The 19366-nt window shown below is 34.0% G+C and carries 16 protein-coding genes and 1 tRNA gene; 9 read left to right on the top strand and 8 right to left on the bottom strand.

The annotated features are described in order from the left end of the window. Positions 1–939 (bottom strand): hydrogen peroxide-inducible genes activator, encoded by a 939-nt coding sequence (locus EKL97_RS12570; RefSeq protein ID WP_126568998.1) that lies wholly within the window; start codon positions 937–939, stop codon positions 1–3. Between the two features lie 96 nt (positions 940–1035). Here EKL97_RS12570 and EKL97_RS12575 point away from each other — a divergent pair, with 96 nt between their 5' ends. The 4 genes from EKL97_RS12575 (at position 1036) to EKL97_RS12590 (ending at position 6257) form a co-directional block, all read left to right on the top strand. After that, a complete protein-coding gene (locus EKL97_RS12575) occupies positions 1036–2559 on the top strand; it encodes a catalase (RefSeq protein WP_126563799.1) in 1524 nt (507 codons plus the stop codon). A 62-nt stretch (positions 2560–2621) separates the two neighbouring features. Further along, positions 2622–3158, top strand: coding sequence for an ankyrin repeat domain-containing protein (locus tag EKL97_RS12580; RefSeq protein ID WP_126461781.1), 537 nt, complete (start codon positions 2622–2624; stop codon positions 3156–3158). Between the two features lie 144 nt (positions 3159–3302). Further along, a complete protein-coding gene (locus EKL97_RS12585; protein WP_126461778.1) occupies positions 3303–4226 on the top strand; it encodes a PfkB family carbohydrate kinase in 924 nt (307 codons plus the stop codon). A 132-nt stretch (positions 4227–4358) separates the two neighbouring features. After that, positions 4359–6257, top strand: coding sequence for an amidophosphoribosyltransferase (locus EKL97_RS12590; RefSeq protein WP_126568999.1), 1899 nt, complete (start codon positions 4359–4361; stop codon positions 6255–6257). Between the two features lie 304 nt (positions 6258–6561). On the opposite strand, the gene EKL97_RS12595 is transcribed toward EKL97_RS12590, so the two are convergent. Then, positions 6562–7170 (bottom strand): superoxide dismutase, encoded by a 609-nt coding sequence (locus EKL97_RS12595; RefSeq protein ID WP_126461769.1) that lies wholly within the window; start codon positions 7168–7170, stop codon positions 6562–6564. A 330-nt stretch (positions 7171–7500) separates the two neighbouring features. Beyond that, positions 7501–8184: a ComF family protein gene (locus EKL97_RS12600; protein ID WP_126461765.1), complete on the bottom strand. Its 684-nt coding sequence runs from the start codon at positions 8182–8184 to the stop codon at positions 7501–7503. 97 nt (positions 8185–8281) lie between these two features. On the opposite strand from EKL97_RS12600, the gene EKL97_RS12605 reads away from it, so the two are divergent. Next, positions 8282–9823 carry a glycine--tRNA ligase gene (locus EKL97_RS12605; protein ID WP_126461762.1) on the top strand — a complete coding sequence of 514 codons (1542 nt, stop codon included), beginning with the start codon at positions 8282–8284 and terminating at the stop codon, positions 9821–9823. 52 nt (positions 9824–9875) lie between these two features. Here EKL97_RS12605 and EKL97_RS12610 read toward each other — a convergent pair whose 3' ends face one another. Beyond that, positions 9876–10412 carry a DUF3575 domain-containing protein gene (locus EKL97_RS12610; RefSeq protein WP_126569000.1) on the bottom strand — a complete coding sequence of 179 codons (537 nt, stop codon included), beginning with the start codon at positions 10410–10412 and terminating at the stop codon, positions 9876–9878. A gap of 472 nt (positions 10413–10884) precedes the next feature. Here EKL97_RS12610 and EKL97_RS12615 point away from each other — a divergent pair, with 472 nt between their 5' ends. From EKL97_RS12615 to EKL97_RS12630, 4 genes are all read left to right on the top strand, one after another. Beyond that, positions 10885–11697 (top strand): LytR/AlgR family response regulator transcription factor, encoded by an 813-nt coding sequence (locus tag EKL97_RS12615; protein ID WP_126461756.1) that lies wholly within the window; start codon positions 10885–10887, stop codon positions 11695–11697. A 174-nt stretch (positions 11698–11871) separates the two neighbouring features. Beyond that, positions 11872–12060 (top strand): hypothetical protein, encoded by a 189-nt coding sequence (locus EKL97_RS12620; protein ID WP_126569001.1) that lies wholly within the window; start codon positions 11872–11874, stop codon positions 12058–12060. Positions 12061–12289: 229 nt separating this feature from the next. Next, on the top strand, positions 12290–14194 hold the full coding sequence (locus tag EKL97_RS12625; protein ID WP_233588585.1) for a tetratricopeptide repeat protein: 1905 nt from the start codon (positions 12290–12292) through the stop codon (positions 14192–14194). A 24-nt stretch (positions 14195–14218) separates the two neighbouring features. Further along, positions 14219–14914 (top strand): response regulator, encoded by a 696-nt coding sequence (locus tag EKL97_RS12630; protein ID WP_126563795.1) that lies wholly within the window; start codon positions 14219–14221, stop codon positions 14912–14914. A 61-nt stretch (positions 14915–14975) separates the two neighbouring features. Here the strand turns inward: EKL97_RS12630 and thiL are convergent, their stop codons facing one another. From thiL to ftsZ, 4 genes are all read right to left on the bottom strand, one after another. Further along, positions 14976–16022: a thiamine-phosphate kinase gene (gene thiL, locus EKL97_RS12635; protein ID WP_126461746.1), complete on the bottom strand. Its 1047-nt coding sequence runs from the start codon at positions 16020–16022 to the stop codon at positions 14976–14978. Positions 16023–16530: 508 nt separating this feature from the next. After that, a tRNA-Arg gene (locus tag EKL97_RS12640) sits at positions 16531–16604 on the bottom strand. A gap of 71 nt (positions 16605–16675) precedes the next feature. Beyond that, positions 16676–17125 carry a GatB/YqeY domain-containing protein gene (locus EKL97_RS12645; RefSeq protein ID WP_126461743.1) on the bottom strand — a complete coding sequence of 150 codons (450 nt, stop codon included), beginning with the start codon at positions 17123–17125 and terminating at the stop codon, positions 16676–16678. 268 nt (positions 17126–17393) lie between these two features. After that, the gene (ftsZ, locus tag EKL97_RS12650) at positions 17394–19337 is read right to left on the bottom strand and encodes a cell division protein FtsZ (protein ID WP_126461740.1); all 1944 of its coding nucleotides are present in this window, start codon (positions 19335–19337) and stop codon (positions 17394–17396) included. Positions 19338–19366: the final 29 nt, after the last annotated feature.

Here is a 19366-nt window from a genome sequence, read left to right on the forward strand (position 1 = left end):
TTATATTTGAGTAATTGCTAATTCGCTTTTTTTATATTTATTTGAAATCAAATCTTTGTTTATTGTGCTGTGAATGATTTTGGCTAGCGCTTCAATGGTTCTGATTTTTGCATAAGGACGGTGGTAAATAATACTCATTTCACGAACCGGAATAGGAGCGTTAAAAAAACTGACTTGTTTTTTTCTTTCGGCAGAAAGGGTGTTGTAATATAATTCGGGAATCAAAGTTAATCCGCCAAATTCGTCAATCATATTCAATAAAGTATCAAAAGAACTTGCTTCAAGTTTTAAATTTTCAACCATTTTTTCTTTTTTCTTTAAAGAACATAATTTAATAAATTGTTCTCTAAGGCAATGACCTTCTTCCAAAAGCCAGATTTTATGATTTCTAATTTCATCGGGTAAAATATAGTTCTGTACCGGGTCAATGTCGCCATACACCATTAAAGTTTCATAAAATAACACGATATCTTCAATTTCAGTGTCATGTAAAGGTGTCGCAACAATTCCCATGTCAAGTTGCCCTTCTTTCAGCTGTTTTGTAATGGAGTTGGTTGTTTGTTCTGAAATTTCTAGTTTTAAGTCAGGAAAGTTTTCTAAAATAGGTTTTAAAATTTTTGGAAGTAAAGAGTTTGCTATTGTCGGGATGATTCCAATTCTAATTTTTCCTTCAATTTTTCCAATACTCTTTTTGGCGTTGTCTTTTAAAAGCTGGCTATGAAGAACTACTTTTTTTGCATTTTCAATAGTTTCTATTCCAATTTCGGTTGTTTCAGTTGGATTTTTCTTTCGGTCAAAAATCACTATTCCAAGCTCTTGCTCTAATTTCTTGACCATTGCGCTCAATGTTGCTTGAGTTACATTGCAATACTCTGCGGCCTTAGTGAAATTTTTTAAGCGATCTACTGCAATTATATATTCTAATTGTTGGATATTCATATATAGATATTGTCTATAACAAAGATATAAAATTTCAGTTATGTCAATATGATTTTTGTCGATATTTTTGCATGAATTAAATAAAAAAATAATCTTATGAAACAAAAAGCATTAGTCTTATCAATAGCGATATTGATAACTCAGCTAACATTAGGTCAAACGTTGACAACAAATTCCGGAGCTCCAGTAGGAGACAATCAAAATTCAAAAACAATTGGACAAGATGGACAAGTCCTGCTTGAAGACATTCATTTGATTGAAAAACTAGCTACATTTGACCGCGAACGTATCCCGGAAAGAGTGGTTCATGCTCGAGGAACTGGTGCATTTGGAGAATTTGTTGCTGCCTCTGATTTTTCGGATGTTACGATGGCAGATTTCTTAAATAAAGCGGGTAAAAAAACACCATTGTTGGTTCGGTTCTCAATGGTAATACATCAGGCAGGTTCTCCGGAAACGTACCGTGATCCTCGAGGTTTTGCAGTTAAATTTTATACTGAACAAGGAAATTATGATTTAGTAGGAAACAATTTGCCCGTTTTCTTTATCCGTGACGCAATGAAGTTTCCAGACATGGTTCATGCCTTTAAACCGTCCCCAATAACAAATGGCGCATCAGATCCGAACAGAGCATTCGATTTCTTTTCCAATGTACCAGAATCAACGCACATGTTTACTTGGGTATTTTCTGATTATGGAATCCCTGCTAATTTTCGCCAAATGGAAGGAAATGGAGTACATGCTTACAAATGGGTAAATGCGAAAGGCGAAGTAACCTACGTAAAATACAAATGGGTTCCGCAACAAGAAGTACGTAATTTATCGCAAGCCGAAGCTAATGCAATTCAATCCACACAAATTGAGCATGCTACTTTGGATTTGCGCAATGAAATTGAAAAAGGAAATTTTCCAAAATGGGATTTGTATGTTCAAATGTTGAAGAAAGAAGATTTTTTGGCTTTGGATTTTAATGCTGTTGATCCTACTAAAATTTGGCCTGAAAAAATTGCTAAACTGATAAAAGTAGGAACGATGACTTTGAATCAAAATCCATCAAATTATTTTCAACAAATAGAGCAAGCCGCTTTTTCGCCAGCAATTTTAGTTCCAGGTATTGAGCCTTCAGAAGATAAATTATTACAAGGGAGATTGTTCTCATATACTGATACACAACGCCATCGTTTAGGAGGGAATTTTCAACAAATTCCAGTAAACATGCCTAAAAACGGAGTGAACACCTACAATGAAAATGGGTATATGTCGTTGCGCCCTCAAACTGGTGATGTAAATTATCAGCCTTCAACAAATAAACCGGAGGTAAAGGATGATGCAAAATTCAAGTATTCAAAATCAGAATTTGCAAACGTAACTACTGCACAGTCAAAAATTTCGAAACCAAATGATTTTACACAAGCGGGAGATTTGTACCGTTCTTTTTCTAAGAAAGATCAAGATGCATTAATTTTTAATTTATCAGGTGCTTTAAAACAAGTAAAAAACAAAGTAATTGTTGCTAAGATGATTGCTCATTTTTATCAAGCGGATAGAGAATACGGAATGCGTTTAGCAAAAGAGCTTAAAATGGATCGTAAAGAATTAGAATCTTTAATGATGCAATAATTGTAAGGAAACTTAATAAAGGAGCGTTTTTAGCGCTCCTTTACTATTTAAATTTTAAAAAAATGAAAAAAATAATTTTCACCTTATTGATTTTAATTTCTGGTTTTTTGAATGCGCAAAACAGAGATGTTTTTGAGGCGGCAAGGACCAATGATCTAAAAACGATTGAAAAATTTGTACAGGAAGGGAATGATATAAATTTATTAAATTCCTCTGGTTATAGTTTGCTTATTCTGTCGGTTTACAATAATAATTATGAGGTTGCAACGTATTTGATTTCGCAAAAAGCAAATTTAGATATTCAGGATTCCTCCGGCAATTCCGCTTTGATGGGTGCGTGCTTTAAAGGGTATTCTTCCTTAGCAGAATTGTTATTGGCACACAAAGCAAGTCCAGACATAATAAATTACAATAAGGCAAATGCGTTATTTTTTGCTGCCACTTTTGGTCAGGAAAAATGTGTGGAAATTTTGTTGAACTATAAAATTAATACGCATCAAACAGACATTTTTGGAAAAACAGCTTTGGATTATGCGGTGAACCAAGAAAATGAGGCTATTATTGACTTATTAAATAAAAATATTTTGGTTAAATCATAAATTCAAATAAGGATAACAACTCTAATAATTATGGCGTAAATTAGTCTAAAACTACCTCTTAATTTGGCAAAATTTTACACCTCAGACTCTTTGCAACTTCACAAGTTATACCCTATCTTTGCGCCTTAATTTGAAACTACATAAATGAATAAATTATTGATTGTTGGAAGCGTTGCTTTTGATGCTATAGAAACGCCTTTTGGCAAAACGGATAAAATTTTAGGTGGAGCTGCACCTTATATAGGACTTTCGGCTTCTTTTTTTAATTTACAATCTGCCATAGTTTCTGTCGTTGGCGATGATTTTCCACAAGAATATTTAGATTTATTGACAGCAAGAAACATTGATATTTCTGGACTTGAAGTAGTAAAAGGTGGAAAAACGTTTTTTTGGAGCGGTCTTTACCATAACGATTTGAATTCAAGAGATACATTAGCAACGGAACTTAATGTTTTGGGTGATTTTCAACCGAAAGTCCCTCAGAATTTTAAAAATGCCGATATAGTAATGTTAGGAAATTTACATCCATTAGTACAAAGTAGCGTAATTGACCAAATGGAAACTAAACCAAAATTAGTGGTGCTCGACACTATGAATTTTTGGATGGATTGTGCTTTGCCTGAATTATTGGATGTGATGAAACGTGTTGATGTGATTACAATCAATGACGAAGAAGCAAGACAACTTTCGGGAGAATATTCTTTAGTGAAAGCGGCCGCTAAGATCCATAATATGGGGCCTAAATATGTAGTAATTAAAAAAGGTGAACACGGAGCACTTTTGTTTCACAATAAAGAAGTTTTCTTTGCGCCAGCACTGCCATTAGAAGAAGTTTTTGATCCAACAGGAGCAGGAGATACTTTTGCAGGAGGTTTTGCAGGATATTTAACACAGAGTGAAAACATCTCTTTTGAGAATATGAAAAATGCGGTTATATACGGTTCTAATTTAGCCTCATTTAGTGTGGAGAAATTTGGAACGGAACGGATGGTTAATTTAGATAAAGAGGAAGTTGTGTCCAGATTAAAACAATTTAAATCATTGACACAGTTTGACATAGAATTATAATACATGGAAACCTCGGAAACGGGGTTTTTTTGTTAAAAAAATATAAGAGATACCAAACTGGTTTGATTATTGCCCACATATAAATCAGTCCAATTCATTTTTTAGAATAACACAACAACAAACAACAACACAATGAGCGACGCTTTACAACACGAATGTGGAATAGCACTAGTTAGACTACTCAAACCGCTTGAATTTTACAAAGAGAAATACGGAACGGCTTTTTACGGAATACAAAAAATGTATCTCCTTATGGAAAAGCAGCACAATCGCGGGCAAGACGGAGCAGGTTTTGCAAGTATTAAAATGGATGTTGAACCTGGTGAGCGATACATAAGTCGCGTGCGATCAAACCATTCGCAGCCTATTCAAGATGTATTTAAACAAATAAATGAAAGAATAAATGAAGAGATGGCAGCTCATCCTGAATATGCGGATGATGTAGCGCTTCAAAAAGAGAATATTCCTTACCTAGGCGAATTGTTTTTGGGTCATGTGCGTTATGGAACTTTTGGGAAAAATAGTATCGAAAGCGTTCATCCATTTCTGCGTCAAAGCAATTGGATGCATCGAAATCTGATATTGGCCGGGAATTTCAATATGACCAATGTGAAAGAACTTTTTCAAAATTTGGTAGAATTGGGTCAGCATCCAAAAGAAATGGCAGATACGGTTACGGTTATGGAAAAAATCGGACATTTTCTGGACAAAGAAGTGATGCAGTTGTATCAGGATTGTAAAGAAGAAGGTTTGTCTAAAAGAGAAGCTTCTCCTGTAATTGCCGAACGCTTGGATATTGCTAAAATTTTGAGACGTTCTTCTAAAAATTTAGATGGAGGATATGCTATGGCTGGACTTTTAGGTCACGGTGATTCATTTGTCTTTAGAGATCCTGCCGGGATACGTCCAGCTTATTTTTATCAAGATGACGAAGTAGTTGTTGTTGCTTCTGAAAGACCGGTTATACAAACCGTTTTCAATGTGCCTTTCGAAAAAGTTCAAGAAATAGAACCTGGAACTGCATTAATAATTAAGAAAAACGGTACGGTTTCCATGGAAGAGATTCTTCCTCCAACAGTAAAAAAAGCCTGTTCTTTTGAACGAATTTATTTCTCAAGAGGAAGTGATGCTGAAATATATCAGGAAAGAAAAACATTAGGAAGACTGATACTTCCGGCGGTGTTAAAATCAATTGATCAGGACACAGACAATACGGTTTTCTCTTATATTCCAAATACTGCCGAGACGTCTTTCTACGGATTGGTGGAAGCAGCTCAAGATTTTCTAAATCAAAGAAAGAACAATTATATTCTTCAAAATAGAAATACCTTAACTAAGGAATCATTACAAAAACTCCTTTCTGTCAAAATTCGTACGGAGAAAGTAGCGATTAAAGATGCAAAACTTAGAACGTTTATTACAGAGGACAGCAGCCGTGATGATTTGGTTGCCCATGTATATGATGTTACATATGGAGTTATCAAACCAACGGATAATTTAGTAATAATCGATGATAGTATTGTTCGAGGTACAACCCTGAAAATGAGTATCATCAAAATGATGGATCGTTTGAATCCAAAAAGAATTGTAATCGTATCCTCTGCACCGCAAATACGGTATCCGGATTGTTACGGTATTGATATGGCAAAACTAGAAGGATTAGTAGCTTTTAAAGCCGCTTTAGAATTGCTAAAAGAAAGAAACATGTATCATATTGTTGATGAGGTATATGTGAAATGTAAAGCACAGGAAAACTTCAATGACACCGAAGTTATCAATTATGTAACAGCAATATATGCGCCTTTTCAACCGCAAGAGGTTTCGGATAAAATTGCACAAATGTTAAGCTCACCGGAGATAAAGGCCGAGGTAAAAATCATTTTCCAAACGGTAGAAGATTTGCATATTGCCTGTCCTAAAAATTTAGGGGATTGGTATTTTACGGGTGATTATCCAACGCCAGGAGGAAATAGAGTCGTTAATAGGGCTTTTATGAATTTTTATGAGGGGAAAGATGCTAGAGCATACTAATAATTGGTGCTGATAAGGTTTTAATCGGTTTTCCATGTTATTCATCTAATTTATTTGTAAGGGTAGTAACAACTAGTATAAATTTGAATCACCATAACATTAGTAGGTTAAGGTTATGGTAAATTTGGGGCAAAAAAGGTGGAAGAGATTCCACCTTTTTTATTGGAATGAAGTCAAAGCCTCTAACCCCTAAGGGGAAATCAAAGCAGAGATAAAAAATATTTTCGCAGGAAACAAAAGAGGCTAGAAAAAAAATTTTTTTCTAGCCTCTTTTGTTAATTCCCCCCTTCGGGTGTTAGGGAGCTTATTTCTCTAAAGCAAATCTTCTCGCCACTTCCGTCCAGTTAATTACATTGAAAAAGGCTTCGATATAATCTGGTCTTCTGTTTTGATAATGCAAATAATAAGCATGTTCCCAAACATCCATTCCTAAAATTGGAGTTCCGCCACAACCTATGCCTGGCATTAATGGATTGTCTTGGTTAGGAGTTCCGCAAACCTCAACTTTACCTCCTTTATGAACACAAAGCCACGCCCATCCAGAACCAAATTGAGTTGCTCCAGCTTTGCTGAACGATGCTTTAAATTCTTCAAAAGTTCCAAAAGCAGCTTCAATTGCAGCCAATAAATCTCCAGTTGGAAGTCCGCCACCATTTGGCGTCATTACCGTCCAAAACAAATTATGATTGTAAAAACCACCACCGTTATTACGAGCAGGCATGTTTTTCATGTCAAGATTAATCAAAATATTTTCGATCGTCTTTCCTTCCATATCCGTTCCTGCGATAGCAGCATTAAGATTGGTAGTATACGCATTGTGATGTTTCGAGTGATGAATTTCCATCGTGCGGGCATCAATATAAGGTTCTAATGCGTCATACGCATAAGGTAATTGTGGTAATTCAAAAGCCATAATATGATTGTTTAATGATTTATAAATATTTTATCCAAATTTAATCATTTAACTTTGGAAATAGAAATTCTATTTCGTTATAATTTCATTAAATTAATTAATAGTGCGCTCTTTAGAGTTGTAACATACTTGTTTTCAATAGCTATTTACTTCGTCTGTTCCAATCTTTTATCCACCGAAAAGGCGCATAAAAAGGATTTTTACTTCAAACAAAGTTCACCGAACTCCTATAAGAGTAAAAGTTAGGTGAAGTAATCAGGGCTAAAAAACGACTGTGCTTTAAGGTATCATTCTGTTTTAAATACATGTTTTGGAACCGAAATATCCAAATTACGACTGCGCCATCGCCATACAAACAATACTGATTTTTGCACCCGGTATTTTAAGTATAGCCCGGGAACAAGCTTCTAAGGTGGCTCCGGTTGTAATAACATCATCAATTAAAAGGAAATGTTTGTTGTGATTTTTTTCAGTAAAGGAAACATCAAAAATAGATTCGATTCCTTCCGTTCTGCCTAGTAAATTTTTCTTGGATTGCGTTTTTGAATACACATTCCGAATCAAAAGTGAGTCATTGTAAGCTACATTTAAACGAGTGGAAAGTGCTTTTCCAAAAGCAGTAACTTGGTTGTATCCCCTTTCTTTTAGTTTCCTTCGATGCAATGGAACTGGAATAATTTCATTTACAGTTGTTAATAATTCAATGTTTTTCAAATCCTCAGCGTACCATTCCCCAAGAATTGTTCCTATTTCTTCGTGTCCTTTGTATTTCAAATTATGAATAAGCACTTGGACAATTCCCTTTTTATGAAAATAAAACAAAGCAGAAGTATGCACGACAGGAATTCGTCCGTAAAATTTTTTGAAAGCATCATTCTCTGGATTCAAATGATGATTGGTCAACGGAATATCGTGTCTGCAAACCGTACAAATCACATTTTCGTTCGCAATTAAAAAGGCGTTGCAACCGGAACAGACCTTTGGAAAAAAAAGATTAATAATGCTTTCAAACATGTAATCAGGGATTTATTTATAAAAATAGACAAAACAATGCTTCAATCTTTAACAATTTCCTTTTTTTTAAGTTCACTTTTTATATTTTTGCAGTATTATGGCAAAACAAGAAGATTTATTTAAGAATGTAATTTCGCATGCAAAAGAATACGGATTTATTTTTCCGTCAAGCGAAATTTACGATGGTTTAAGTGCAGTCTATGATTATGCACAAAACGGAGTAGAATTAAAAAAGAACATACGCGAATATTGGTGGCGCGCCATGGTTCAAATGAACGATAACATTGTAGGTCTTGATGCCTCTATATTGATGCACCCAACTACCTGGAAAGCATCGGGTCACGTAGACGCGTTCAACGATCCATTGATAGACAACAAAGATTCAAAAAAAAGATATAGAGCCGATGTTTTGATTGAAGATTATGCTGAAAAACTCAACATAAAAGCAATCAAGGAAATCGAAAAGGCAAGAGTGCGTTTTGGTGACACCTTCAATGAACAGGAATTTGTGACTACAAATCCTCGCGTTATAGAGTATAAATCCAAAGAGAGAGAAATTCTGGAACGATTGGGACGTTCTTTAGGAAATGAAGATTTGGAAGATGTAAAAGCATTAATCGAAGAACTGGAGATTGCTTGTCCGGAAACGGGTTCCAGAAACTGGACCGAAGTGCGTCAGTTTAACTTAATGTTTGGCACCAAATTAGGCGCATCCGCAGATACAGCAATGGATTTATATTTGCGTCCGGAAACGGCACAAGGTATTTTTGTCAATTTCCTAAATGTTCAAAAATCAGGACGAATGAAAATTCCTTTTGGGATTGCACAAACTGGAAAAGCGTTTAGAAATGAAATCGTAGCCCGACAGTTTATTTTTCGTATGCGGGAGTTTGAACAAATGGAAATGCAATTTTTTGTGCGTCCAGGCGATGAAATGAAGCATTATGAATTCTGGAAAGAAGCCCGCTTGAAATGGCATTTATCACTTGGTTTAGGAAGAGAAAATTATCGTTTTCACGATCATGAAAAATTAGCCCATTATGCCAATGCAGCGGCTGATATTGAATTTAATTTCCCGTTTGGATTCAAAGAGTTAGAAGGAATTCACTCCAGAACTGATTTTGATTTGAAAGCACACGAGCAGTTTTCCGGCAGAAAATTACAATATTTTGATGCTGAATTAAATCAGAATTACGTTCCTTATGTAGTGGAAACTTCAGTTGGATTAGACAGAATGTTTTTGGCTGTTTTTGCCACTTCATTAAAAGAAGAAACATTAGAAGATGGCTCCACAAGAACTGTTTTGAAATTACCTTCGGTTCTGGCTCCAACTAAAGCAGCAATTTTGCCATTGGTAAAAAAAGACGGATTGCCAGAAATCGCACATAAAATCATTGACGATTTGCGTTGGGATTTTAATGTGACGTATGATGAAAAAGATGCCGTAGGAAGACGCTACAGAAGACAAGATGCGCTTGGAACGCCGTTTTGTATCACAGTAGATCATCAAACTATCGAAGATCAAACGGTTACTATTCGTCACAGAGACACGATGAAACAAGACCGTGTGGCTATTGCAGATTTGAAATCAATTATTGAAAATGAAGTTTCAATGAAAAACTGGCTGATGAAAATATAATTATTTATAGTCTATATTCAAAAAAAGCTTCTCGATTGAGAAGCTTTTTTGTTTAAAATCGGTATCCTAACGTTATTCCGCCACGTCCTACTATCTCTGGACTATTATCACTAAATAAATTGCGTCCTATTCCAGCATTAAATTCAAAGACGAATCCTTTTCTATGAATCCATTTGGATCCTAGACCAAAACCAAGTGCGAAATCAGCTCCTACTTCATCTGCTACAAAATTAGTTATTGTCGTTCCATTATCGTAATAGTATGTTGTGTAGCCGTGATCTATATATGAATTTAACATTGCAAAACCTTCTACAAAAAATCCAGCAGCTGGTTTTTTTCCAAAATAAGCGCGGTAGTATGGAGTAAGACTAAAGTTAGTGTCAAATTCATCTTCAGCCACAAAAAAGAGTGAAATTCCTAATCCAGTATCCTCATTAATTAGTCGTTCATAAGTTAATTCTACCGCTCCTAGAACTAAAAATAGCGCATTCCCTTTTAATTCATTTCTTCGAAAATCAATTGTTTCTTTTTCTTGGCTAAAACCAAATAAAGAAGAAGTTAAGCAAATTAAGACAAATAATTTTTTCATAGTTTTTGTTTTTTGGAATAAAAGTAAGATAAATTTTTAAAAAAAATATTTTTAACAGTTACTTTTTGGTGGTTAATTCGGACAAAGTTATTATCAATCGACATTCATACTCTTTGAATCATCAGCACAACAAGTAACAGCTTCACTTTAGGAAAGTTTTTATGCTGACAACTAGAGGTGTTTACGAAATGAATTTAAATTCAAACGTCTATTAAAACAGTAATCATGTTCTTAATCGGATAAATCTGCATTTCATCTTAATGTATCAACATTTGTTAAAAACATATTAACAAGACCTATAAAAAAATAGTTAAATGCTTATTTTTAGAATGTTAAACACAAGTATTTTAGTCATTTTTTGATGTTATTGTTTCATTAAATTGCTAAAACACCCCACCTAATTTAATAAACCAAAGTATATTTTGCTTTGGAAATCGGATGTAATGCTTAACAATCCCAGGAAAAGCAATTGATGAATTATTCGTACATTATTATTGACGACAATCAAGAAAGTGTTTTGAAAACAAAAGGCATTGCTGATGGTTTTTCAGAACTAACTTTTGTGGCCTCCGCAAATAATTATACTGATGGACTACATCTAATTTTAGAACATACGCCACAATTAGTTTTTCTTGAAATCGATCCTGTTGATACAACTAGCAATTTGTCTTTGGCATTGATCAATGAATTGCACCGTTACCTAAAAATAATCCCTAAAATTATTATTACCACCCGTAAAAAAGAGTTGGCTTTTGAAGCAATACAATATGAAGTGATGGATTATTTATTAAAGCCACTGGTACCAATCGATGTAATAAAATTGATTTTAAAATTAAATAAATCGGAAGTAGAAAGCGAGGTTGCTTTAAATGAATCGATCATCCTTGAAGAAAAGCCAACGTTCCTGCCACAACCAGAAACAGTACATCAGGGCCAGTCACTCACTTTGTGCATTAAATCATATGGGGATTATCGCTATATTGATGCAAAAGACATCTGTTACCTTAGAGCCGATAATAATTCAACGGACATTCATTTAAATAACGGGGAAATGATTACGGCTTTTAAAACATTGAAACATTTTGAAGGGGTATTGTCATATCCCTTTATTAGGATTCACAACAGTTATATTGTAAATAGGAACTATATTTCCAGAATTCACAGCGGAAATTCTGTGTGTTACATAAAAAACAGTACCGTAAAACTTCCTTTTTCTAAGTCTTACAAAACAAACATCGACCTTATTATCTCTGAATTTGCTAACGGAAATTATTTAGAAATCTAAAATTGTCCGTTCACCCAGATTTAATACCCATTCACTATCATTCGGGCAGGTTCTACCATATACCCTTTTTTTTGTAGGAAAAAATTAAGTTGTCTGTGTAGATTTACAAAAGAATTCCACGCTAATGTGGTTCTAGAAAAGTAAAATCAAACAACAATATAAAATTCCCAAATTATGAAAAAAGCAATTTTAACAATCGGATTATTTTCTTTAGTAATGGTATTAACTTCATTTACTTCAAATGAAGAAATTACTTCAACAACAAAAAATGATAACAAAGCAGAAGTTTTCAAAATTGAAAACGTACAACTAAATCTTGTTGGAAATGGATCAACAAGTCAGGGGAATAAGAAAATGGACTAACAAAATATTAGTAAATATATATTGATTTAAGAAAGCTGTCAAATTTTTGACAGCTTTTTTTATGCTAATACGTTTATTTTCTTATTTTTGATGGTAAAACTTTTTACTATTGAAACATCCTATATATACAACACTTTTTTTTATTTTTTTATTTTGTGGATGTACTCAAAAAAATACTCCAAATAAAATTACTTTAGATTCTAAAGACAGCCTTTCTACATATTTTTTATTGTCCAACGATTTTGATTTACCGTCTGAGCAACGAGAAAAATACGTGAAAAAAGCACTTCAAGTCATAACTCCCCAAGAAAATGATTCTTTATATCGCGTAAACCTGTTCAAAATTGCTAATCGCTATTATAACTTAGAAAATTGGAAGGAGTATAAAAGAACGGTACGATTGGTACTTGAAAAATCTGCAATGCAGCAGGATGCTTTTAGTATGGCAAAAGGGAACAATTATTTAGGAGATTATTATGATTCTCAGGGCATCCCGGATAGTTCTTTTTTGTACTATGACAAAGCAGAAAAAATCTATTTTGAGTTAAATGATAACTATAATCTAGCAAAAACTATTATAAAAAAAGCAAACCTGCAATTCAATCAGAGTGACTTGTTAGGTGCTGAAAAAGCTACCTCTAAAGTTTTAAAAATTATAAAGAATAGTAATAAAAGCGATGTATTATATGACGCTTATAATTTGTTAGGATTGATTTATAATGAACTGGAAGATTATAATACTGCAATGCGGTATCACAATAAAGCTTTAGCCAGTATTGATGACGAGTTAATGGCCTCTTTTTATCAGCCACAAGCGACTTCCTACAATAACATTGGTTACCTCCACCTTAAGAAACAAGACTACAAGCAGGCGAAAAGATATTTTCAAAAAGGACTAGATCAAAAAAATGTGTTTAAAGATAAACCCTCATTGCACGCCATGTTATTGAATAATTTAGCGTATTCTAAATTCAAGCTTAATGAAAAGGAAGGGTTGCCAGATTTATTCTTTCGGTCATTAAAAACCAGAGATAGTTTACAACTTACTACGGGTGTCATAGCCAGTAAAATAAATTTATCCGAATATTTCATTTCAAAGAATGAAACTTTACGAGCAAGTCAGTTTGCCAAACAAGCCCTTGAATTATCCAAAAAAACAAACAATTATCGTAATGTTTTAAATTCGCTGAAGCAATTATCAATTATAGAGCCACAAAACGCTGCAGTTTATGGAAACGAATACATTCAAGTCAGCGAGAAATTACAAAAATCAGAACGTAAAATGGGTAATAAATTTACCCGTATCGAATACGAAACAGAGGAAATAAAAAACGAGAATAAGGACTTAGTACAACAAAACAGGAATTTAGTTTATATTTTTAGTGGTTTAGCAATGCTTGGTTTATTTTCCTTTGTCATAAGAACCCAAAAAGCAAAAAACAGAGAATTGTTATTCAAGCAACAACAGCAAATGGCCAATGAAGAGATCTATAATTTAATGATCACACAACAAAACACGATTGAAATAAATAGAATTAAGGAAAAGAAAAGAGTAGCACGCGAATTACACGACGGCGTTTTAGGCAGACTATTTGGAGTGCGAATTAACTTGGACAGCTTGAATAAGATTGTTGACGGGACTGCTGTGGAGAAGAGAAATAATTATTTAATAGAATTAAAAAATATTGAGCAGGATATTCGAGAAATTTCACATGACTTGAATAGAGAAAAATCAGAATTAATTAATAACTTCGTCGCCATAGTTGATAATTTATTTGAAGACCAAAAAAAGACTCATAAATCAAAATTAATTTCAAGTATTGATCCAGCTATAAAATGGGAACTAGTAAGTAACTCGCTAAAAATCAATTTATACCGTATTCTGCAGGAAGCACTCCAAAACAGTAATAAATATGCTAATGCTAATACCATTAAAATAGAACTAAGAAAAGAAGAAGATCATTTGATTTTAAAAATTAGTGACAATGGTGTTGGTTTTAATATAAAAACAGCTAAAAAAGGCATTGGTCTGCAAAACATACTTTTTCGGACCAAAGAATGCGATGGTATCTTTGACATACAATCCTCAAAAAAAGGAGGAACAATTATAACGGTTACCACCCCAATAGAATAAAAACAATCTTACAACTTATACAAAATGGCTAATGATTCCGTTGATACAGTAAAAACAAAGAATGAAATATTAATAGTTGACGACCATCCTTTTATAATAGAAGGATATAAAAATGCAATTACGAGGTATAATCCGGAGGAATTCGAGTTTTTTATAACTAAAGCAAAAGATTGCGAATCAGCCTACCATATTATTACCAATCCAGCTGTTGTGCCATTTGACATTGCTTTTTTAGATATTAGTATGCCGCCTTATGAAGAAAAAAATATTTATTCCGGCGAGGATTTGGCAAAATTAATATTAGAATACATGCCAAACTGCAAAATTATATTACTAACCATGTATACCGAATTGTTGAAGATAAAAACCATTATCAAAACAATAAATCCAAGTGGACTGGTTATAAAAAACGATTTAACTTTTGATGAATTAATTTTTGCTTTCGATAAAGTTATAAAAAACGAAAAATATTACAGCCAGTCCGTTTTAAAAATGTTGAATCAGGCAGAGGAAAATACAATAGAAATTGATCAATTTGATAAAGATATTTTGTTTCATATATCAAAAGGAACCAAGCTGAATGACATTCCACAATATATTCCAATTTCACTTGGCGCAATTGAGCAACGCAAACTGAATTTAAAAGAATTATTAAAAATAGAACATGGAAGCGATATTGATTTAGTCCAGGAAGCTAAAAACAAAGGATTGCTATTTTAATTTTATCAAATAAAAAACGACACTTAATAGGTGTCGTTTTTTATTTGTTTTAAAGAGATTTCTATTCACTCAAAGCATCCCAACCACGAGCTTTCAATGCTATTTTCGTGTTGGCACGAGTCACTAAATGAATGCCTTCGCTTTCTTGTGTCATGTGCCCAATGATTGTAAAGTTTGGATTCCCTTTGATTTTTTCAAAATCGTCCATGGCAATAGTGAAAAGCAATTCATAATCTTCGCCTCCGTTTATGGCAACAGTGGTACTGTCGATATCGAATTCTTCACAAACATTAATAAATGTTGGATCAATTGGTAGTTTGTCTTCGTATAAATTACACCCTACCTTAGATTGTTTGCACAAATGCATAATCTCAGACGATAATCCATCTGAAATATCAATCATTGAAGTTGGTCTTATTTCTAAAGCGTGCAATAGAGTACGAACATCTTTGCGTGCTTCCGGTTTCAATTGTCGTTCAATTAAATATGTGTACGCATCTAAATCCGGTTGTGAATTTGGATTCACCTGAAACACTTGCTTTTCGCGTTCCAAAACTTGCAACCCCATATAAGCAGCCCCAATATCGCCAGTTACGACTAATAAATCTGTTTGTTTGGCACCATTTCTATACACGATTTCATTTTCATCTGCTTCGCCAATGGCAGTTATACTGATGATTAACCCTTTCTGGGAGGAAGTCGTATCCCCACCGATAACATCTACATTGTATTCATTTGCAGCATGCGTAATTCCTGCAAACAATTCATCCAAAGCTTCTAAAGGAAAACGATTAGAGACTGCTACTGAAACCGTGATTTGCGTGGGTTTAGCATTCATGGCGCAAATATCAGAAACATTGACCACTACCGCTTTGTAGCCCAAATGTTTTAAGGGCATGTATGCCAAATCAAAATGCACACCTTCTATCAATAAATCCGTCGAAACTACTACTCTTTTATCTTTGAAATCCAAAACAGCGGCGTCATCGCCAATTCCTTTTAAAGTTGAAGGCTGATTGATTTTGAAGTTTTTTGTCAAATGGGCAATCAATCCAAATTCGCCTAACTGAGCAATACTTGTGCGTTGTGGGTTTTTATCTTCGATCATTATTTAAATTATTTTTGAGGTTGCAAATATACAAAGAAATATTCGCCTTGATTTGTTCCAATTTTCATTAATTTCATTCGAACTTTCAAATACTTAAATCGGACAAAATGAAATTATTTGATATCGTTACCCGTTGGGCATAATTGAAAATTTACTTATGATGTAAAAACAACCGTTCAGAGATGAGCGATTTTTTTGCATTACCTAATTAAATTCAAATTAAACAAGCGTAAAAATAAAGGTTTGCACCTATCTGTTACGCGTGTATAAAATCAATCAATTGAATTATATTGAATATTGCATTATCTGTTACGTGCGTGTAAACATTATTTAATTAAATTCTATTAATAGTTGATTAATCAGATTTTTTTTAATATTAGAGGGGAATTTTAATTTATTTCAGTTACTTATATAAACTTAAAAAACACCCAAAAAATGAGTGTTTTGAAAATGGTTAAGTAAATGTTAAGTAAAACCTTTGCTAAGCCTTATAAACAGGGTATTAAAGTGACCACGGCAGGGTTCGAACCTGCAACCCTCAGAGTCGAAATCTGATATTCTATCCAGTTGAACTACGCAGTCAATATTATTTCAGATTATTCAGCAACAGTTTTATATCCTATATATAAAACTGTTGCTCTTAAATCATAAATCTATGTCAATAATTTTTTAACTATAGTAGAGATCGTTTTCCCCTCAGCAGTTCCACCTAATTGTGCTGCGGCCAATCCCATTACTTTTCCCATTGCTGCAATGCCTGCGGCACCAGTTTCGGCAATGATTTTTGCTACTACAGCTTCTACTTCTGCTTCGCTTAATTGTGCTGGCAAGAATTTTTCTATTACTGCTATTTGTGCTAATTCTGGTTCAGCCAAATCCAAACGATTTTGTTCTGTAAAAATTTTAGCGCTATCCTTACGGGTTTTTACTAATTTTTGAAGCAATTTTATTTCATCATCCTCTGAGATTTCTTCTTTTGATCCTGTAGCGGTTTGCGCTAGTAAAATTTCAGATTTAATAGCTCTTAAGGCTTCTAGAGCAACTGTGTCTTTGGCTCTCATGGCGGTTTTAATTTCGTCCATGATGTGTATTGATAAACTCATAATATTTAGTGTTTATTTATTAATCGATTATTTATCAAATCGATTATTGAAATGCTCATTATAAAACCACTACTTTTCTGAATGTTCAAAAGGGTAGTAAAGGCTCCTGCTTTTTTTTGCGGGACTTGAAACAACCGCTTTTTTAATGCCCGACAAATTTAAAAAAATTTACTGGAATTAACAACAAATTGCCTTGTTCAGATTACACAAAAAAAGTAACCCGAAAATCAAATTAAATTTTCGGGTTACTTAGTTTATTTTGAGTTCATTAATCCACGTTATCGTGTAAGTATGAATTATTTGAACGCAGCTGCAAATCATTATTACTATCCGTTCCTACAGAAATTCTAGAATTCGTATTATTAGCTTGATGGTTTGAAATGTCTATTCCTAATCTTTTGTAGGCCGGTTCTTTTTCATATTCTTCAATTTTAGAGACATTGTTATGAAACTTATAATTGAATTCTTTTAATTTTTTCCTTCTTTCATCCGCTCTCATTCGCAATGATTCTTCGATAGTCATTTCAGTAGGCGAAATTGCTTGAAAGTCAACTGGAACCAGCGCTGCGCTGTCAACTTGTTTCATGGTAATATTTAATTCCTCCGGAATTACAACCTCTGGAGTTTTCGCTACTGGTTTTGCCATGAAATCATTTTCTGGCTCCATATATTCTTCAAGAGAATATTTAATGATTCCGTTATCTGTCAATTCCGTTACCGGAACAAATTGAACGGCTTCATTTACTCTTATATCACTCGTTTCTGGAGTCAATTCAAATAAAATTTTACTGGCCTCTACCGGAACTACAGGCGCTGTTTTAAAAAGTGGCAGATCAAAGGAGAATGTAGTTTGTTCCTGTCTTTCTACTGCTTTTGGCTGAATAGTCTTTAGCTCTTTAACCTCGGCCACAGGTGATGTGATTGTAAAATCAATATCTGTTATTGGAGAAACAATTTCAAAAGTCACATCTAAATTTTTGATAAATTCAGACATAACGATTAGTTCTTCGTTATTAATGACTGGCACCGTTACCACTGGCTCAGGAGCAGCTACTGTATCTTCTAATAAATCAAAAATAACTCTCTCATTTGAATTAGTCGATGGTGATTCCATATTCAAATCAAATGCAGCAACTGTCTTGTTGGTTAGATTATGAACACTTCGCTGTTCGTCCCCTAGTGTATGTATTATTTTTTTTGGTTCTGTATTTACAATTTCGTTTTGTTGTTCGATATCAAATCCTGTGGCAATAATGGTCACAGCAATAGCGTCTCCCAGAGATTCATCTTCACCAACTCCCATGATAATGTTAGCGTTATGGCCTGCTTCCACTTGTATGTGATCATTAATCTCTCCTATTTCGTCAATGGTAATTTCATTAGTTCCAGAAACGATAAGCAACAATACGTTTTTGGCACCTGTAATTTTATTGTCATTCAACAAAGGAGAATCTAAAGCGGCGATAATCGCTTCCTTAGCTCTGTTTTCACCTGAAGAAACAGAAGATCCCATAATAGCCGTTCCGCTATTAAACAATACTGTTTTCGCATCTCTTAAATCGATATTCTGGGTGTAGTGATGCGTAATTACTTCGGCAATACCTCTTGAGGCTGTCGCCAAAACTTCATCTGCTTTTGAAAACCCTGCTTTGAAACCAAGATTTCCATATACTTCTCTTAATTTATTATTATTGATAACAATTAAAGAATCGACTTGTTTGCGTAATTTTTCGATACCAATTAAGGCTTGTTCCTGACGCACTTTCCCTTCAAACAAGAAAGGCAAAGTCACAATACCCACCGTAAGAATGTCTCTTTCTTTAGCCAATTGTGCAATTACTGGTGCAGCACCCGTACCAGTACCACCACCCATTCCGGCTGTGATAAATACCATTTTAGTATTGCGATCCAACATTTTTTCAATCTCGGAAATGCTTTCAATAGCTGATTGCTGTCCAACATCCGGGTTTGCTCCTGCACCAAGTCCTTCGGTTAAGTGTACTCCTAGCTGAATTTTATTAGGCACAGAACTACTCTGTAAAGCTTGAGAATCCGTATTACATACGATAAAATCTACGCCTTTGATCCCTTGTTTAAACATGTGATTGATAGCGTTACTTCCGCCTCCACCTACACCAATAACTTTGATTACATTTGATTGGTTTTTTGGTAAATCAAATGAAATACTTCCAAATTCTGAGTTGCTCATCATTTTATTTGGTTTTTGATATTTATTATTAA

This window comes from Flavobacterium sp. LS1P28 (assembly GCF_003970335.1).
Lineage (GTDB): Bacteria > Bacteroidota > Bacteroidia > Flavobacteriales > Flavobacteriaceae > Flavobacterium.